Source organism: Rhodococcus sp. BE178 (assembly GCF_050433545.1).
GTDB lineage: Bacteria > Actinomycetota > Actinomycetes > Mycobacteriales > Mycobacteriaceae > Prescottella.
The window spans coordinates 26,776-44,486 of the sequence record NZ_JBNPXA010000002.1 but is presented as its reverse complement, the minus strand read 5'-3'; the positions used below and the strand labels follow the sequence as shown (position 1 = coordinate 44,486).

Annotated in this window: 14 protein-coding genes and 1 pseudogene; 12 read left to right on the top strand and 3 right to left on the bottom strand. The window is 70.5% G+C overall.

Translation table 11 applies throughout. The features are described 5' to 3' along the window. Positions 1-25 precede the first annotated feature (25 nt). From J2X34_RS04230 to gndA, 3 genes and pseudogenes are all read left to right on the top strand, one after another. Positions 26-991 (top strand): M56 family metallopeptidase, encoded by a 966-nt coding sequence (locus tag J2X34_RS04230; RefSeq protein WP_114723536.1) that lies wholly within the window; start codon positions 26-28, stop codon positions 989-991. Between the two features lie 293 nt (positions 992-1,284). Next, positions 1,285-3,261 (top strand): annotated as a pseudogene (locus J2X34_RS04225) (DEAD/DEAH box helicase); the annotation flags it as partial. Between the two features lie 552 nt (positions 3,262-3,813). Further along, entirely contained in the window at positions 3,814-5,274 is a 1,461-nt protein-coding gene (gene gndA, locus J2X34_RS04220; RefSeq protein ID WP_429516197.1) for an NADP-dependent phosphogluconate dehydrogenase, read from the top strand. Between the two features lie 66 nt (positions 5,275-5,340). Here gndA and J2X34_RS04215 read toward each other — a convergent pair whose 3' ends face one another. Beyond that, complete coding sequence (locus tag J2X34_RS04215; protein ID WP_429516196.1) at positions 5,341-5,844, bottom strand: nucleoside deaminase; 504 nt, start codon at positions 5,842-5,844, stop codon at positions 5,341-5,343. A gap of 163 nt (positions 5,845-6,007) precedes the next feature. Between J2X34_RS04215 and J2X34_RS04210 the strand changes: the two genes are divergently transcribed. The 8 genes from J2X34_RS04210 (at position 6,008) to J2X34_RS04175 (ending at position 15,242) form a co-directional block, all read left to right on the top strand. Further along, positions 6,008-7,387, top strand: coding sequence for a DEAD/DEAH box helicase (locus J2X34_RS04210; protein ID WP_114723533.1), 1,380 nt, complete (start codon positions 6,008-6,010; stop codon positions 7,385-7,387). 5 nt (positions 7,388-7,392) lie between these two features. Continuing rightward, the gene (locus J2X34_RS04205) at positions 7,393-8,256 is read left to right on the top strand and encodes a DMT family transporter (protein ID WP_429516195.1); all 864 of its coding nucleotides are present in this window, start codon (positions 7,393-7,395) and stop codon (positions 8,254-8,256) included. A gap of 94 nt (positions 8,257-8,350) precedes the next feature. After that, on the top strand, positions 8,351-9,409 hold the full coding sequence (locus J2X34_RS04200; protein WP_114723531.1) for a pirin family protein: 1,059 nt from the start codon (positions 8,351-8,353) through the stop codon (positions 9,407-9,409). Positions 9,410-9,450: 41 nt separating this feature from the next. Further along, positions 9,451-10,887 (top strand): GuaB1 family IMP dehydrogenase-related protein, encoded by a 1,437-nt coding sequence (locus J2X34_RS04195; protein ID WP_429516194.1) that lies wholly within the window; start codon positions 9,451-9,453, stop codon positions 10,885-10,887. Between the two features lie 316 nt (positions 10,888-11,203). Then, positions 11,204-12,574 (top strand): hemolysin family protein, encoded by a 1,371-nt coding sequence (locus J2X34_RS04190; protein WP_114723529.1) that lies wholly within the window; start codon positions 11,204-11,206, stop codon positions 12,572-12,574. Beyond that, the gene (locus J2X34_RS04185; RefSeq protein ID WP_429516193.1) at positions 12,567-13,655 is read left to right on the top strand and encodes a hemolysin family protein; all 1,089 of its coding nucleotides are present in this window, start codon (positions 12,567-12,569) and stop codon (positions 13,653-13,655) included. The genes J2X34_RS04190 and J2X34_RS04185 overlap by 8 nt, the downstream gene beginning before the upstream one ends. A gap of 5 nt (positions 13,656-13,660) precedes the next feature. Further along, a complete protein-coding gene (locus J2X34_RS04180; protein ID WP_114723527.1) occupies positions 13,661-14,557 on the top strand; it encodes a 3-methyladenine DNA glycosylase in 897 nt (298 codons plus the stop codon). A gap of 154 nt (positions 14,558-14,711) precedes the next feature. After that, positions 14,712-15,242, top strand: a complete 531-nt coding sequence (locus J2X34_RS04175; protein WP_114723526.1) for a hypothetical protein — start codon at positions 14,712-14,714, stop codon at positions 15,240-15,242. A gap of 89 nt (positions 15,243-15,331) precedes the next feature. On the opposite strand, the gene J2X34_RS04170 is transcribed toward J2X34_RS04175, so the two are convergent. Next, positions 15,332-16,381, bottom strand: coding sequence for a lipoate--protein ligase family protein (locus tag J2X34_RS04170; protein ID WP_114723525.1), 1,050 nt, complete (start codon positions 16,379-16,381; stop codon positions 15,332-15,334). A 106-nt stretch (positions 16,382-16,487) separates the two neighbouring features. Here J2X34_RS04170 and J2X34_RS04165 point away from each other — a divergent pair, with 106 nt between their 5' ends. Further along, positions 16,488-16,970 carry a hypothetical protein gene (locus J2X34_RS04165; RefSeq protein WP_114723524.1) on the top strand — a complete coding sequence of 161 codons (483 nt, stop codon included), beginning with the start codon at positions 16,488-16,490 and terminating at the stop codon, positions 16,968-16,970. 51 nt (positions 16,971-17,021) lie between these two features. Here the strand turns inward: J2X34_RS04165 and J2X34_RS04160 are convergent, their stop codons facing one another. Continuing rightward, positions 17,022-17,378, bottom strand: coding sequence for a VOC family protein (locus J2X34_RS04160; RefSeq protein WP_114723523.1), 357 nt, complete (start codon positions 17,376-17,378; stop codon positions 17,022-17,024). Positions 17,379-17,711 lie beyond the last annotated feature (333 nt).

Genomic DNA, 17,711 nt, shown 5'->3' with positions numbered 1-17,711 from the left:
CCTCACCTGCCATGACATGTAAACGATGAACGCCCCCACGGCGCTGGCATTCGGGGTGCTCGCGCTCGCTCTCACGGGACCCGTGCCGGCCCTGCTCAGCCGCGCACGGTGGACGTTCCGTTCCCCGCGGGCGGCCCTGGTGCTGTGGCAGGCCGTCGCGCTGGCCGCCGTGCTGTCGGCATTCAGTTCCGGGCTCGCCATCGCGAGCCGGCTGCTCGTACCGGGCCCGGACGGCCGACCCACCACGGAACCGACCGCCGAGATCGACGCGCTGGGGCTTCCGCTGTGGATCCTCTACGTGGTCGTGTTCGGACTGACTCTGTTGATCGGTGCACGGCTGATCTTCTCGATCGTGCGGGTGGCGATCCACACCCGGCGACGCCGCGCCCGCCACCGGATGCTCGTCGATCTCCTCGATCGCGGCGACGTCGACATATCGTCCGCGTTGGGCCGCATCTCGGACGTTCGCGTGCTCGACGCCGCGGAACCGATCGCGTACTGCCTGCCCGGGCTCCGGCAGCGGGTGGTCCTCAGCGAGGGCACGCTGAACTCGTTGAACGAGGCCGAGATCACCGCGATCCTCACCCATGAGCGTTCGCATCTGCGGGCCCGGCACGACCTCGTGCTCGAGGCCTTCACCGCTGTGCACCAAGCTTTCCCGCGGGTCGCGCGCTCCAAGTCGGCACTCGGATCGGTGCAACTGCTCGTCGAGTTGCTCGCCGACGATTCCGCGGTGAAGGTGACCGGCCCGGCACCACTGGCCCGCGCGCTCGTCACCTGCGCGGGCTCCACGGCACCGCGCGGGGCGATGGCCGTCGGCGGTCCGAGCACGCTGGTGCGTGTGCAGCGCCTCACCGACCCGACCGGAGACGTCCGCATCGCCGTCGCCGCATACATCGGTGCGGCCGCGATCCTGGTGATCCCCACGATCGCCGTGGCCGTGCCGTGGCTGGTCGAGTTGAGCCGCCTGTTCTCGGTGTCCCATCGCTGATTGCGCGCAGTAACGCTGGTCACAGCGCCGTGCCGGATCCTCGACACCGATCGAGATCGCGTACACTCGTTTGCGACCGCCATCGCGGTCCGATCAATCAATGTAGGCACACAGCCCCATCTCACCCGCGCAAGGCGCTCGGATGGCCAGGTGAATTGTGCCCTGGCTCGTCTCTTCGTGCGGCTGCGTGACAGCCCGCTCCGCGACGTGCCCGACGTCCGGAGAGGTAATTCCGCGTGACTAATGCTGCCCAAGATTCCGCTGCTCGAAACGAGAACGAGCCAGCAGTCGAGATTCCCGAGACCACGGTCGACACCGTGACCACCGAGGTAACGGCCGACGCCGTCGAGACCACCGAAGCTCCTGAGGTTTCCGAGACCGAGTCCGCCGAGGACGCGGCCGAGGCCGACGGCACCGTCGAAACCGACGAGGCGCCCGGCCTGACGTTCGCCGAGATCGGGCTCCCCGAGCCCGTGGTCGCCGCGCTGGCCCGGAACTCGATCATCAGCCCGTCCCCGATCCAGGCCATGGCGATCCCGGATGCCATCGCCGGCAAGAACATCCTCGGCCGCGCCCAGACCGGTTCGGGCAAGACCCTCGCCTTCGGCCTGCCGATGCTGGCCCGCCTCGCCCGCCACGACGACCGCCCCGCCCCCAAGCGTCCGCGCGCCCTCGTCCTGGTGCCCACCCGCGAACTGGCCTTCCAGGTCGTCGAATCGCTGACCCCGTACGCGGGCTCGATCGGCCTGAACGTCAAGGCCGCTGTCGGTGGCACGCCGTTCACCAAGCAGGTCGATCAGCTGCGCCGCGGTGTCGACATCCTGGTCGCCACCCCCGGTCGTCTCGGCGATCACCTGCGGCAGAACACCTGCATCCTCGACTCCGTCGAGATGACCGCGCTCGACGAGGCGGATCAGATGGCGGACATGGGCTTCCTGCCCGAGGTCCGCACGCTGCTCGGCGACACCCCCGACGAGAGCCAGCGGCTGCTGTTCTCGGCGACGCTCGACAACGACGTCAAGACCCTCGTCCGCGAGTTCCTGCCCGAGCACGAGCTGCACTCCACGCAGGACGGCCGCGCCTCGGTCACCACGATGGACCACTACGTGCTGCTGGTCGATCGTGGCCAGAAGGACGCTGTCCTCGCGGAGATCGCGTCGCGTGAGGGCGGCCGCACGATCATGTTCGCGCGCACCAAGCTCGGCGCCGAGGGCATCACCGAACGTCTGCGTGAGCAGGGTGTGGCGGCGGAGTCCCTGCACGGCGGCAAGGCGCAGAACCAGCGCACCCGCGTGCTCGAGCGCTTCAAGAACGGCCGCACCCCGGTGCTCGTCGCGACCGACGTCGCGGCCCGCGGCATCCACGTCGACGGCATCGACCTCGTCGTGCACGTCGATCCCCCGGCCGATCACAAGGACTACCTGCACCGCGCGGGTCGCACCGCGCGCGCCGGCGAGGCCGGTGTGGTCGCCGCGATCGTGCTGCCGAACCAACGTCGCCAGTTCCGTCGTCTGACGGGCATGGCCGGCGTCAACGCCACCGCGGTGCCCGTGGCACCGGGCTCTGAGGAGCTCGCGACCATCACCGGCGCCCGCACCCCCAGTGGAGAACCGGTGCGCGAGAGCCACTTCCGCAGCGAGCGTGACGGCCGCGGCGATCGCCGTGAGCGGTCGTTCGGCGACCGTGGTCCGCGCCGCGAGGGCGGCTTCCGCGGCGGCAACCGTGACGATCGCGGCCCGCGCCGCGACTTCGGGGACCGTGGCCCGCGCCGGGACTTCGGTTCGCGTGACGATCGTCCGAGCGGCCAGCGCAGCTACGGCGATCGCCCGCAGGGTGACCGCAGCTTCGGTGACCGCGACAACCGTTCCTTCGGTAACCGCGACGACCGCGGCCCGCGCCGCGACTTCGGCGATCGGGACAACCGTGCACCGCGCCGCGACGGCGACGGTGGCGGCTTCCGCGGCAACTCGAGCAACCGTGACGGCGGCTTCCGGGGCAACCGGGACGATCGCCCGCAGGGTGACCGTCCGCGCCGGGACTTCGGTGACCGCGACAACCGTTCCTTCGGTAACCGCGACGATCGCGGCCCGCGCCGGGACTTCGGTAACCGGGACGACCGTGGTCCCCACCGGGACTTCGGTGACCGCGACAACCGCTCCTTCGGTAACCGCGACGACCGCGGCCCGCGCCGCGACTTCGGCGACCGCGACAACCGTGCGCCGCGCCGCGACGGCGACGGTGGCGGCTTCCGGGGCAACCGGGACAACCGGGACGGTGGCGGCTTCCGCGGCAACGACTCGCGGGGCGGCGGCTTCCGCAACGACCGCAACGACCGGAACGACCGGAACGACCGCAGCTTCGGCGATCGCGGTCCCCGTCGGGACGGCGACAACCGTTCGTTCGGTAACCGCGACGATCGCGGCCCGCGCCGCGACTTCGGCGACCGCGACAACCGCGGTCCCCGCCGCGACGGCGACGGCGGCGGCTTCCGGGGCAACCGGGACGATCGCGGCCCGCGCCGGGACTTCGGCGACCGCGACAACCGGTCGTTCGGAGACCGCCGCAGCAGCGGTGCGCCGTCCGAGCAGCGTTCGAGCGGCTTCCGTAGCCGCACCGACCGCCGCAGCTACGACGGTTTCGACGGCCCGAGCCGCGGCCGCAACCAGTAACACGCGGACCGGTCGGTGATCGATCGGTAGACCTGAGCATCGGCCCCGGCCGCCCGTTGACGGGCAGCCGGGGCCGATGTGCGTGACGGGTGCCATATCCCGAACAGCGGGGCCGGTTCGCGTTTCGCGGGGGTAACGAGGGAAGCTGTAACCATGACCACCGAGACCTCTGCCAGCACCGAGGCTGCCCGCGCCCAGATCGGCGTTACCGGGCTCGCCGTTATGGGATCCAACATCGCCCGCAACTTTGCCCGCCACGGCCACACCGTGGCGCTGCACAACCGCAGTGTCGCCAAGACCGATGCGCTGATCGCCGAGCACGGTAGCGACGGTGATTTCGTCCGCACCGAGACCATCGAGGAGTTCGTCGGCGCGCTGCAGAAGCCGCGACGCGTGCTGATCATGGTCAAGGCCGGCGACGCGACCGATGCGGTCATCGAGGAACTCGCGAACGCGATGGAGCCCGGTGACATCATCATCGACGGCGGCAACGCGCTGTACACCGACACGATCCGTCGTGAGGCGGCGCTGCGCGAGCGCGGTCTGCACTTCGTCGGCGCGGGCATCTCCGGCGGCGAGGAGGGTGCCCTCAACGGCCCGTCGATCATGCCCGGCGGTCCCAAGGAGTCGTACGCGGCGCTCGGCCCGCTGCTCGAGTCGATCTCGGCGCACGTCGACGGCACCCCGTGCTGCACGCACATCGGCCCCGACGGCTCGGGTCACTTCGTGAAGATGGTGCACAACGGTATCGAGTACGCCGACATGCAGCTGATCGGCGAGGCCTACAACCTGTTCCGTGACGCCCTCGGCTTCGACGCCGACAAGATCGCCGACGTGTTCACCGAGTGGAACGCGGGCGAGCTCGAGAGCTACCTCGTGGAGATCACCGCGGAGGTGCTCAGGCAGAAGGACGCCGAGACCGGCAGGGCACTGGTCGACGTCATCGTCGACGCCGCCGAGCAGAAGGGCACCGGCCGCTGGACGGTCAAGTCCGCGCTCGATCTCGGTGTGCCGGTCACCGGCATCGCCGAGGCCGTGTTCGCCCGCGCGCTGTCCGGTTCGCGTGACCAGCGCAAGGCCGCGCAGGGCCTGGCGTCGGGCGACCTGGGCGCCAAGCCGACCGATGTCGAACAGTTCACCGAGGATATCCGCCGCGCGCTGTACGCATCGAAGATCGTCGCGTACGCGCAGGGCTTCGATCAGATCCGCGCGGGCAGCGAGGAGTACGACTGGAACCTCACCCCGGGTGACCTGGCGACCATCTGGCGCGGCGGCTGCATCATCCGGGCCCGCTTCCTGAACCGCATCAAGGATGCATACGACAGCAACCCGAACCTCACGTCGCTGATTGTCGAGCCGTACTTCCGCGAGGCGATCGAGAACGCGATCGACAGCTGGCGTCGCGTGGTCGTCACCGCGACCACCCTCGGCATCCCGGTGCCGGCGTTCGCGTCGTCGCTGTCGTACTACGACGGCCTGCGCGCCGAGCGCCTGCCGGCGGCCCTGACGCAGGGCCAGCGCGACTTCTTCGGTGCGCACACCTACGAGCGCATCGACGAGCCGGGCAAGTTCCACACCCTCTGGAGCGGTGACCGCTCCGAGATCGAGGCCTGAGCCTCGTCGGCGGACAGATGACGGGGGCGGACGCGACCAGCGTCCGCCCCCGTCGCACGTCTGCGGTCAGGCGCCGTGGAGTTGCCGGTGCAGCACGTGCACGTCCTCGACGAGTTCCGGGATCGGTCCGACCACGGTGACACCGGGGGCGACGGCCTGGATCGGCAGCGGGCTCACCGGGGCCGGCGCCACCCCCATCTCGGTCAACCAGCCCACCAGCTGTTCGGTGGAGGCGACGTAGACGATCCGGCCCAGACCCACCCAGGCGTGCGCGGCCGCGCACATCGGGCAGTGTTCGCCCGAGGTGTAGACCGTCGCGCCGGCGCGCTCGTCGATGGTCAGGTTCTCGGCGGCCCAGCGGGCGAGTTCGAACTCCGGATGCCGTGTCCGGTCGCCGACGGCGATCCGATTGCGGTCCTCGGCCACTGCGGTGCCGTCGGCGGTGGCGAGCACCGATCCGAACGGCTCGTCGCCGGCCAGCAGGGCCTCGGCGGCGAGTTCGACGCACCGCTGCAGGTGCCGGAACTCGGCGTCGGACACCGACGGCCTGGAACTGCGGGATTCGGACACGTCTACCTCCTCGTGGACCGTGGCGCGAGAGGATCGTCCACGGGAAAAGCTGAATTCTGTCATCCGCCGTACGCGGTAACCTGTGACTTCACACGCGAGCTGCGTCTGTGCCCGGGTCTGCGGCCCGGTTCCTCACCGGCCCTTACGGAGGCACCCCATCCCGATGTCCGACCGCTCCGACGTCACCTTCGCACAGTTGGGGCTTCCGCCCACGCTCGTGCACGCATTGGGCCGTGACGGGGTGAAGACCCCGTTCCCCATCCAGGCGGCGACGATCCCGGACATCCTCGCCGGACGGGACGTGCTCGGCCGGGCGCCGACCGGGTCCGGGAAGACCCTCGCGTTCGGGTTGCCGATGCTGGTGCGGCTGATCGGAAAGGCGAGCCGACCGGGTCGCCCGCGCGCCATCGTGTTGGTCCCCACCCGTGAGCTGGCCGCCCAGATCGACAAGGCGCTCGACGAGTCGGCGCTCGCGCTGGGCCTGCGGATCGCGCTGCTCGTCGGCGGGGTGCCGTTCAAGGGGCAGGCGGTGCGGCTCTCGCGCGTCGCGGACGTCGTCGTCGGCACGCCCGGCCGGATCGCCGATCACCTCGCGTCGGGGACGATCACGCTCGACGACGTCGTGGTCACCGCCGTCGACGAGGCCGATCACATGGCCGAACTCGGGTTCCTCCCCCAGGTGACGGAGGTGCTCGATCGGACGCCCGCGCAGGCGCAGCGGCTGCTGTTCTCCGCGACGCTGGACGGCGAGGTCGACGCCCTGGTCCGGCGGTATCTCACCGATCCGGTGCTGCACGCGACCGCGCCGCCGGAGGCGTCCGTCGAGACGATGACGCACCACGTGCTGTACGTCGAGCGGTCGGACAAGGCGGAGGTCGTCGCGCGGATCGCTTCCCGGGCGGGACGCACGCTGCTGTTCGTGCGGACCAAGCACGGGGTGGACCGGTTGCACGAGCAGCTGCGAGCCGTCGGCATCGACGCGGGCGCGCTGCACGGCGACAAGCCCCAGGGCTACCGGACGCGGACGCTGGCGGAATTCGCCGACGGCACCCGACCGGTGCTGGTCGCCACCGACGTCGCCGCGCGCGGCATCCACGTCGACGACGTCTCCCTCGTCGTGCACGTCGATCCGCCGACCGAATCCAAGGCCTACCTGCACCGCGCGGGCCGCACGGCGCGGGCCGGCGAGGCCGGCGCGGTGGTCACGCTGGTGACCGAGGACGAGCGTGCCCCGGCGGCGAAGGTTATGCGTGCGGCCGGCGTCGAGGCGGAACCGATCGCGGTCGGACCGAACGACCCGCGGCTGGCCGCGATCACCGGTGCACGCCGTCCCAGCGGCGTGCCCATCCCGGATCCGGTGGCGCCCCAGCGGACGGCCGACGAGCGGCCGACCCGGGTGTCGCTGCGCGGCACCGCGCTACCGCCCCGCGGCGCCGCCGGGCAGAAGGACCGCGACGGGGCGCAGAAGCCCGGCCGCGGCGACCAGCGTCGGGCCCGGCCCGGTGCGGCGCCGCGCAGCCGGCGACGCCGCGGGGGTGCCTGAGCGCCATGCTCGCCTCCGTCCTGTGCGCACTGGTCGCCGCGTTCCTGTTCGCGTGCGCGTCGGTGGCGCAGCAGAGCGCGGCGTCGCAGGTGCCGGAGGAGCAGTCCCTCATCGCGTCGCTGATGCGCAGTCCCCGCTGGTGGGCGGGCCTGCTCGGCGACGGCGGCGGCTACCTGATGCAGGTGGTGGCGTTGGCGCTGGGTTCGGTGCTGGTGGTGCAGCCACTACTGGTGACGGCATTGCTGTTCGCGTTGCCGCTGTCGGCGCGGTTCTCGGGGACCCGGTTCCCGCGCAGTTCGTGGGGGCTGGCGGTCGCGCTCAGCGCCGCGCTGGCGGTGTTCCTCGTCGTCGGCAATCCCACCGCGGGCGGCGTCGACGCCCCGTGGGCGCAGTGGGCCGTCCCGCTCACCGCGGTGGTGGCCGCCATCGCGGTCGCGACGCTGGTCGGCCTGTCCCCGCGGGTCGCCCCGGGTCGGCGGGCGCTGCTGCTCGGCGCCGCGAGCGGCGCGCTGTACGGGGTGGCGGTGGCGTTCACCAAGTATGTGACCGATCTGTTCGAGCGCGGGTTCGTCGAGGTGATCGGCGCGTGGCAGACGTACGCGCTGCTCGCGTCCGGGATCGTCGGCGTGTATCTGCAGCAGCGCGCCTTCCAGGTGGGCCCGCTGTCGGCGTCGCTGCCGGCGATGACGATCGGCGAGCCGGTGATCGCGGTGTTCCTCGGGATGACGGTGCTCGACGAGCGCCTGCGCGTCTCCGGTGCCGGGATCGCGGTCATCGTGGTCGCCGCCGCCGTCATGGTGGGGACGACGATCGCACTCTCCCGCGATCAGGCCGCACTGCAGCGGGCGCCCGAGCCGGTCGCGGACTGACGGGAATACCCGGCGGCCGGTCCGCGTTGCCACCCCCGAGAATGAAATCAAATCTTCAACTATCGGGTTCGCCCGATCCACATCAGGAGGAAGCATGGGTTCGACCACCCGCTCGGGACAGATCTTCCGCCTCGGCGGCCCGTGGCAGGCACTCGATCCGTTCCTGTTCGCGGTCCACCACGTCGACCACTACCCGGAGGGCACCGCGGACATGACGCCCGCCGTCGACGTCTCCGACCGCCCGCTCGGCCAGGACTTCGGCAATCCGTCCGGCTGGAACATGTACCACGGCACGACGGTGCCCGGTTTCCCCGCACACCCGCACCGCGGGTTCGAGACCGTCACGATCGTCCGGCGCGGCTTCGTCGATCACGCCGACTCCACCGGCGCCGGCGCCCGCTACGGCGGCGGCGACGTGCAGTGGGTCACCGCGGGAGGCGGGGTCAGCCACTCGGAGATGTTCCCCCTCCTGAACACCGACCGCGACAACGACTTCGAGCTGTACCAGATCTGGCTGAACCTGCCGGCCCGCAACAAGTCCGCGCCGCCGGAGTTCAAGATGCTCTGGAACGAGGACATCCCCGCCGTCGAGGTCGTGGGCGAGACCGGCACCGCGCACGTGCGGGTGATCGCCGGCCGCTTCGGGGACCGGGACGCGCTGGCACCGCCCGCCCACTCCTGGGCGGCCGAGGACAGCGCCGACGTGGCCATCTGGCTGGTGGACCTCGAACCGGGCGCGGCGATCGAACTCCCCTCCGCGGCCTCCGCCGACGCCCGGCGGGTCCTCTACGTCCACGGCGACGGGGCCCGCGTCGACATCGACGGCACCGCCGTCGAATCCGGGTGGGGCTACGCGCCCGACGACGGCGACAGCCTGTCCGTGCGCGCGGACACCCGGTCGACGGTGTTGATGCTGCAAGGCGTGCCCATCGGCGAGCCGGTCGCCGCGCAGGGCCCGTTCGTCATGAACTCCGAACGCGAGATCATGCAGGCATACAACGACTACCGGACCACCAGGTTCGGCGGCTGGCCGTGGCCGTCGGAGGCCCCCGTCTACAGCCGCGAGACGGGCCGCTTCGCCCGCTACGGCGACGGACGACTCGAACGCCCCGAGTCGGCACCGGCAGACGACACGGACCCGACGCTCGCCTGATACCGGGCACGGGGCCGGTGCGGGCAGTACGCTCGGCCACTGTGGAGTTCCTCGAAGGGCACCGCCCGCCGTACGACCTCACCTACGACGACGTGTTCCTCGTCCCGAACCGGACTGACGTCGCGTCGCGCTTCGACGTGAGCCTCGCGACGTCGGACGGGTCCGGGACCACGATCCCGATCGTCGTCGCCAACATGACCGCGGTCGCGGGACGGCGGATGGCCGAGACCGTCGCCCGGCGCGGTGGGCTCGTGGTCATCCCGCAGGACGTGCCGTCGTCCGCGGTCGCCGAGACCGTCGATTTCGTCAAGAACCGGCATCTGGTGGCGGACACGCCGATCACCCTCGATCCCGAGGACGCCGTCTCGGATGCGCTGACGCTGCTGCACAAGCGCGCGCACCGGGCCGCCGTCGTCGTCGACGGCGGCAAGCCGGTCGGGGTGCTCACCGAATCGTCCTGCGCGGACGTGGACCGCTTCACACGTGTCGGCGCCGTCGCGGTGCGCGACTTCGCGACCGCGCCGGTGACGGCGACACCCCGCGAGGTGTTCGCCCTGCTGGAGTCGCGGCACGATCCGCTCGCGGTGATCGTCGACGCCGACGGCATGCTCGCCGGCGTCCTCACCCGCACCGGCGCCATCCGGGCCGGGATCTACACACCCGCGGTCGACCAGCACGGCCGACTTCGGGTCGCCGCCGCGGTCGGCGTCAACGGAGACGTCGCGGCCAAGGCGAAGTCGCTCGCCGATGCGGGCGCCGACCTGCTGGTGCTCGACACCGCGCACGGACACCAGCAGCGGATGCTCGACGCGCTGCGTTCGGTCGCCGCGCTCGGCCTGGGGGTCCCGCTCGTCGCCGGCAACGTGGTGTCCGCCCGAGGCACCCGGGACCTCATCGAGGCCGGCGCGAACATCGTCAAGGTCGGCGTCGGCCCCGGCGCGATGTGCACCACCCGGATGATGACCGGTGTCGGCCGCCCCCAGTTCTCCGCGGTGGCCGAGTGCGCGGCCGCCGCGCGCGAACTGGGTGCGCACGTGTGGGCGGACGGCGGCGTGCGGCATCCGCGCGACGTCGCGCTCGCGCTGGCGGCGGGCGCGGCGAACGTCATGGTCGGGTCGTGGTTCGCGGGAACGTACGAGTCGCCCGGCGAGCTGCGGATCGACCGGGACGGCAACCGGTACAAGGAGAGCTTCGGGATGGCATCCAAGCGGGCCGTCGCGGCCCGCACCGTCGACGACACCGCGTTCGACCGTGCCCGCAAGGGTCTGTTCGAGGAGGGCATCTCCACCTCCCGGATGCTCCTCGATCCGGCGCGACCGGGCGTCGAGGACCTGCTGGACCACATCTGCGCCGGGGTCCGCAGCACCTGCACGTACGCCGGTGCCCGGACCCTCGACGAACTGCACGACAAGGCCGTCATCGGCGTCCAGTCGGCGGCCGGGTTCGCGGAGGGGCGTCCGCTCCCGTCCGGCTGGTGACTCCCCCACCCACAGCGCGAAAGCATGTCCGTTTCATCCCATTCATGCCTCGACCGGTACAGTGGAAGCTCTATTTCCGGAAATATGATCGGCGCAGCATCCGTTATTCGTGACGTAATGCGCCGCCCGACAGAGAGGACTCCGGTGCCCGAGGCACCCATACACACACCCCCCGACGCACCCCCCGTGGCAACCTCCCCGGGCTCGAATGCCGAGTCCGCCGGTGTCGAAGGTTCCTCCGAAACCTCGGAGGGGTCCTCTACCGAGCCGGGAGACAAACCCGGCGGCCCCGAACTACTCGGCGGGCGGTGCTGACGTGAACATCGCACTGACTGCCCTCAGCCTGGTCGGCTTCGTAGCCTTGACCGCAGGCACCGCCATCTTCGTGGCGGCGGAATTCTCCCTCACCGCGCTCGAGCGCAGCACCGTCGACGCCCACGCACGCGACGGTGACCGACGCGCCCGACAGGTCCAGCACGCGCACCGCACGCTGTCGTTCCAGCTGTCCGGCGCCCAGCTCGGCATCACGATCACGACACTGATCACCGGTTACCTCGCCGAACCGGTGCTGGCCCGGTTCATCACCCCGATCCTCGATGCGATCGGGCTGTCCGCGTCGACGGCGAGCGGAATCTCGCTGGCGCTGGCCCTGATCATCGCGACGTCGTTCTCGATGATCTTCGGTGAGCTGGTCCCGAAGAACCTGGCCATCTCCAGGCCGCTGCCCACCGCCCGCGCCACCGCCGGCCTGCAGGCCGGCTTCTCGCTGATCTTCAAGTGGGCGATCAACGGCCTCAACGGCACCGCCAACTGGGTGGTCCGACGCCTCGGCATCGAACCCGCCGAGGAACTGCGCTCGGCACGGTCCCCGCAGGAACTCGGGTCTCTCGTCCGCACGTCCGCCGAACGCGGATCGCTGGACGCCGGCACTGCGCTGCTGGTGAACCGCTCGCTGCGGTTCGGCGAGCTCAGCGCCGAGGAGCTGATGACACCGCGTGTGAAGATCGAGTCCCTCGACACCGACGCCACCGTCGTCGACCTCATCGACGCCGCCTCGCGCACCGGGTTCTCCCGGTTCCCGATCGTGGACGGCGATCTCGACAACACCATGGGCGTCGTGCACATCAAGCACGCGTTCACCGTCCCGGCGGCGCGCCGCGGCATGACACGACTCGACAGCCTCGCGCAGGCCGTGCCCGTCGTCCCGTCCTCGCTCGACGGCGACTCGGTGATGGAACAGATCCGGGCCGACGGCATGCAGGTCGCACTCGTCGTCGACGAGTACGGCGGCACCGCCGGCATCGTGACCATGGAGGACCTCATCGAGGAGATCCTCGGCGACGTCCGCGACGAGCACGACGAGCCCGAGATCGACGTCCAGCGCGTGGGTCACAGCTGGTCCTGCTCGGGACTGCTGCGCACCGACGAGATCACCCGGGCCACCGGGTACACCGCCCCCGAGGGCGAGTACGACACCCTCGGCGGCCTGGTGCTGACCTGTCTGGGCCGGATCCCGGTCGAGGGCGACGAGGTACCGCTGCCCGATTCGCACGGCAATCCGATCGGCCCCGACGGCCGCGGCTGGATCGCCCGGGTACTGACGATGGACGGCCGACGGATCGACCGGGTGCTCCTCACGCCGGTCCCCGCCATCGGCGCGACGCGAGAGGAGAACGACCGTGGGTGACCTGTTCGGTGTTCTGCTCACCGTCGTCCTGCTCGCCGGCAACGCGTTCTTCGTCGGTGCCGAGTTCGCACTCATCACCGCCCGCCGCGACCGCCTCGAGGCCCTGCACGCGCAGGGCAAGAAGCGGGCCCGCACGGTCATCTCGGCGGGCGAGAACCTGTCGCTGATGCTCGCGGGCGCGCAGCTGGGCATCACGATCTGCTCGATCCTGCTCGGTAAGGTCGGCGAGCCGGCCATCGCGCACCTGATCGAGGCCCCGATGGACGCCCTCGGTGTCCCGGACGGACTGCTGCACCCGATCGCGTTCACGATCGCGTTGGCGCTGGTCGTGGTCCTGCACATCCTGCTCGGCGAGATGGTCCCGAAGAACATCGCGATCGCCGGACCGGAGAAGACAGCGATGCTGCTGGTGCCGATCCACCTCGGGTTCATCAAACTGGTGCGCCCGCTGATCGGCTTTTACAACATCAGCGCCAACGGCATCCTCAGGATGCTGCGCGTCGAGCCCAAGGACGAGCTCGACGCCACCGTCTCCGCGATCGAACTGTCGGAGATGATCGGCGAATCCCACACGGAGGGCCTGATCGACGAGGAGGAGCACAGGCGTCTGACGCAGGCGCTCGAGACGGAGGGCCGCACGGTCGCCGACGTCATGATCCCGTCCGACAAGGTCCGCACGGTGCCGCTGTCCAGCGACGGCACCACCCTCGGTTCCGTCGAGGAGGCGGTCATCGAGACCGGTTACTCGCGGTACCCGGTGCGGGACGCCGACGGCTCACTGGTCGGCTACCTGCACCTCAAGGACGTGCTCGACCGGGTCGCCGACGAATCGGCCGGACCGGAGACGGTGATCCCGCGCTCCGACATCCGACGCCTGCCCCGCATCTCGGTGACCCTGCCGCTCGACGACGCTCTTGCCGGGCTGCGCCGCGCCAGCTCACACCTCGGGGCCGTGGTCGACGCGTCCGGCCGCGTGATCGGTATCGTCGCGCTCGAGGATCTGGTCGAGGAGTTCGTCGGCACCGTGCGCGACGGCACGCACCGGATCGACGACGTGATTCCCGGTCAGAAGGCGGTCTGAGAGTAGTGAGTTCGGCAGTTCTGCCGGAAGAGGTGTGGACTGCCCGACGAGACCGCCACCACGAGGTGGTGGCGGATCTCGTCGGGCCGCACCTGCAACGTCGTGCGGCCGGCGAGAGTCACCCGGTCCACGACTTCCTGTTCACGTACTACAGCGTGCGCCCCAATCAGCTGCGCCGCTGGCATCCCGGTTTCGGCACCGCCCTCGGCGGCGCCGCGGCGACGGACTACCTGAAGTACGCCGGCTACGCGGCCACCGCGCGGGGCGTGACCGTCTCCCCCGACGTCCTCGAACACCGACGCGCGACCGTCGAGTACATCGCCGCACTGCTGTCCGCGACCGCGCAGCGACGCCCGCACCTGAGCTGCTTCGGCCTGCACGAGTGGGCGATGGTCTACCGCGGCGGCGACGAGGCGGTACGCCACTCGCAGGTCCCGCTGCGGCTCGGGCACGCCGGCACCGACGAGGTGGTCGAGTCGATGAGTCTGCGCTGCACCCACTTCGACGCGTTCCGCTTCTTCACCGCCGACGCCGCACCCCGCAACGAGGTGCCGCTGAGCCGGGACGAGCAGGTCGCGCGCGAGCAGCCGGGCTGTCTGCACGCCGGGATGGACCTGTACAAGTGGGCGACCAAGCTCGGATCGCTCGTCGAATCCGAGTTGGTCATCGACTGTTTCCGTCTGGCAACGGACGCGCGGGAACTCGACATGAAGGCCAGCCCCTACGACCTCGCCGACTACGGCTACGAGCCCGTCCGCATCGAGACTCCGCAGGGCCGCGCCGACTACGTCCGCGAGCAGGTGGCGCTCTCGGAGCGCGCGGCGCAGTTGCGCGGGCGACTGCTCGGGCGATGCCGGACGCTGCTGACCGACCACGCGGCCGAGACGATCCTCGCCGATTAGCTATATCCGCCCGTAACCACTAAATTGTTCGACGGTCTGGGGGGACATTTCGAGCACATCTCGCGCGTCTACCGCAGCCTTGCGGCGCCCGCCCGGGACGCCGATGCACACCATCGCCGCGTCCCACGCGGCACCGAATTCAGGGGGAATTCTCATGGCTCGCCATGCTGCGAAGCAGAACCGTTGGGCGCGACGCGCCGTCGTCGCCGGCGCGCTGCCGGTCGCGATCGTCGCCGCCTCCGCCGGCACCGCGCACGCACAGGACACCGGATCCGCGAACATCCCGGCCCTGCCCGAGATGCCGCAGATCGAGGTTCCGCCGCTGTACAACCCGTACGACCTGAACGCGCGACCGTTCAATGTTCTGCAGCTCGGGTACGCACCCACGCCCCAGCAGCGCGTCGCGGACTACACCGACACCGGCCAGTTCCTGGGAGCTACCGCCGGCCACGTGATGGGGGGTTCGTTGATCGGCGTGCCCGTCGGGGCCATCGCCGCCGCCGTTGTCGCAGCGGGTGGTCCCGCGTCCTGGCCGGTAACGCTGGGGCCCGCTATGGCGGCGACAGCTGCAGCGACGCTGATCGGAGGGTTCGCCGGCGGTTCCGTGGGGGCCGACCTCGGCGCCAACGCCGCTACGGATCTTGCCAACCAGCACAACGCCGAAGGCCGCACCGGATCGCTGTAGCAGTCGAGCCGTCGCGCCCCGCGCGCGAATCGGCGTCCCGCGCGCACCGTTGCGCGCGCACGGCGCCGATTCGCGCGCAGCGCCGGCGGTCAGGGCACGCGGTAGGTCCACTCCGGGTTCGCGAACTTGTTCTCGACCAGTTCCCTCGCGGCGGCCAGTTCGGCGTCGGTGTACGAACTGGTGTGGGTGTCGTAACGGGCGCGGAAGTGCGTGAGGAACGCGGCGATGATGTCGTCGCGATCCATGCCGGTCTGTGAGCGCATCGGGTCGACCCGCTTGCCGGAGCTGGTGATGCCCTTGTCGGAGATCTTCTCGCGGCCGATGCGCAGCACCTCGGTCATCTTGTCGGCGTCGATGTCGTAGGCCATCGTCACGTGGTGCAGCACCGCGCCGGCGGCGAAGCGTTTCTGCGCGGCCCCGGCGATCTTGCCCTTGTCGGAGGCGATGTCGTTGAGCGGCACGTAGCGGGCGTTGATGCCGACGTCGGCGAGCGCACCCATCACCCACTGGTCGAGGAACTCGTACGAACGCTCGAAGCTCAGCCCGTCGACCAGCGAGGTCGGCACCGCCAGCGAGTAGGTGATGCAGTTGCCGGGCTCCATGAACATCGCGCCGCCGCCGGAGATGCGCCGGACCACGCCGATGCCGTGCCGGGCCGCCGCCTCCTCGTCGACCTCGTTGCGCACCGACTGGAACGACCCCAGCACCACCAGCGGCGAGTCCCAGTCCCAGAACCGCAGCGTCGGGCGGCGCTCCCCGGCCGCCACCTCGCGGGTGATCACCTCGTCGAGGGCGACGTGCATCGCCGGATCCAGCACGACGGGTTCGATGACGTCGAAGGTGTGGTCGTGCCAGCTGGTCGCGTGGCCGAGAGCGCGTCGGATCGCGATGCCCACCGACTCCGGAGTGAAGCCGATCATCGCGACGTCGTCACCCAGCGCCCCTGAGATCGCCTGACCCAACTGCGCGGAATCGGCAGCGACGGGCATGCCGGTGACCGCGGCGGTGATGTCGTCGAGCGCCTCGTCCGGTTCGAGGAAGAAGTCACCGGACAACGACACCCGCGACAGGCGCCCGTCCTCCACCTCGACGTCGACCACGACGAGCTTGCCACCGGGAACCTTGTATTCACCACGCACGCCGGAAAGCGTATCGGTGAGTGCGACAGCGCAGTCGCGCGGAGGCCGGACACCTACTGTGTGATCGACGGGCGGGGCGCCGAGCCCACGGGACGAGAGGATTTCGATGACCGACACGACGAATCAGGAGGCGGCCGTCGAGCTGCAGGCGACGATGTTCGACCTGCTCGGTCGCATCGCGGGGCTCGAGCGCGACGTGTTCCGCACCGTCGGCCAGGGTGGCCCCGAGTTCGAGGCCGCACACCGGGCCGTCGTCGACTTCGCCGAGTTCACGCTGCGCCCCTGGCATCGGGCCGCCGAGGAGGCGCTGTACCCTGCGGCCGCGCCGGTCGTCCGGGCGCAACTGCTGGTCGAGGGTCTGCTCGGCGAGTGGCAGACGGTCGAGCAGGCGTACTCGCGGCTGTCGTGTGTGAGCACCGACCGGGTCCGCGTCGCCGCCGACATCAGCGCGCTGCGGGTGTTGCTGGTGGTGATGCTGGGCAAGTGCATGGATCTGCTGGTGCCGGCGCTCGTCGAGGACGGTATTCCGCTCACAGACGCGGCGGAGCGGCTCGCGGCGGCAGCGGCCGCGACCGCCAAGCAGGGATAGAACGACGAAGGCCCGCAGCGTCACACGCTGCGGGCCTTCACCTTGGGGCGACTACTTCCGGGCGAGCGGGCTGTAGAACACCAGGCCGTTGCCGTTGTTGTCGTAGACCACCGCGCGCCGCTCGTGGGCGTCGTCGTACGGGCCCTTCACGATGGCCCCGCCGCCTTCCTCGATCGCCTTCGCCGCGGCGTCGACGTCGGCGGTCTTGATGCCGACGACGACCTTCCCGGGGATCGGGTGGTCGACGGCGGTCGCGAGCGCGATCGTCACCGATCCCCCGTCGAGGGCCGCGAAGTGCGCGCCGTCCCGGAACTTCAGCGTCATCCCGAGGGTCTCGGTGTAGAACTTGACGGCCTCGTCCAGGTTCTCGGTCGAGAGCATGATCATCTTGGCGTCGTAGTCGCTCACTTGTACCTCCTGTACTTGATCAACTTCGCTCCACACGAAACGGCAGGAACGCCGCCGCGTCAACAGCAGCGCCGCTCACCGCATGTGCCGGACCGCTCGTCGAGGTGTCACCCGGCAAGGCCCCGGGCCGCCGCGCGGTGATCGTGACCGGCCAGTATCATCTGTGCACGATCGGCCAACTCGCCTTTCGTGATCGAGTCTGCATCCGGACGCGCACCGTTCGTCCCACCGCAGTCGGCGCCCACCTCACGCGCCTCAGCTCTCCAGCTGTATTCGTCGATGCCGTCCCGGCAGCCGCACCGGACTGATCTCCTCCGGAAGCTACCGCCGGGT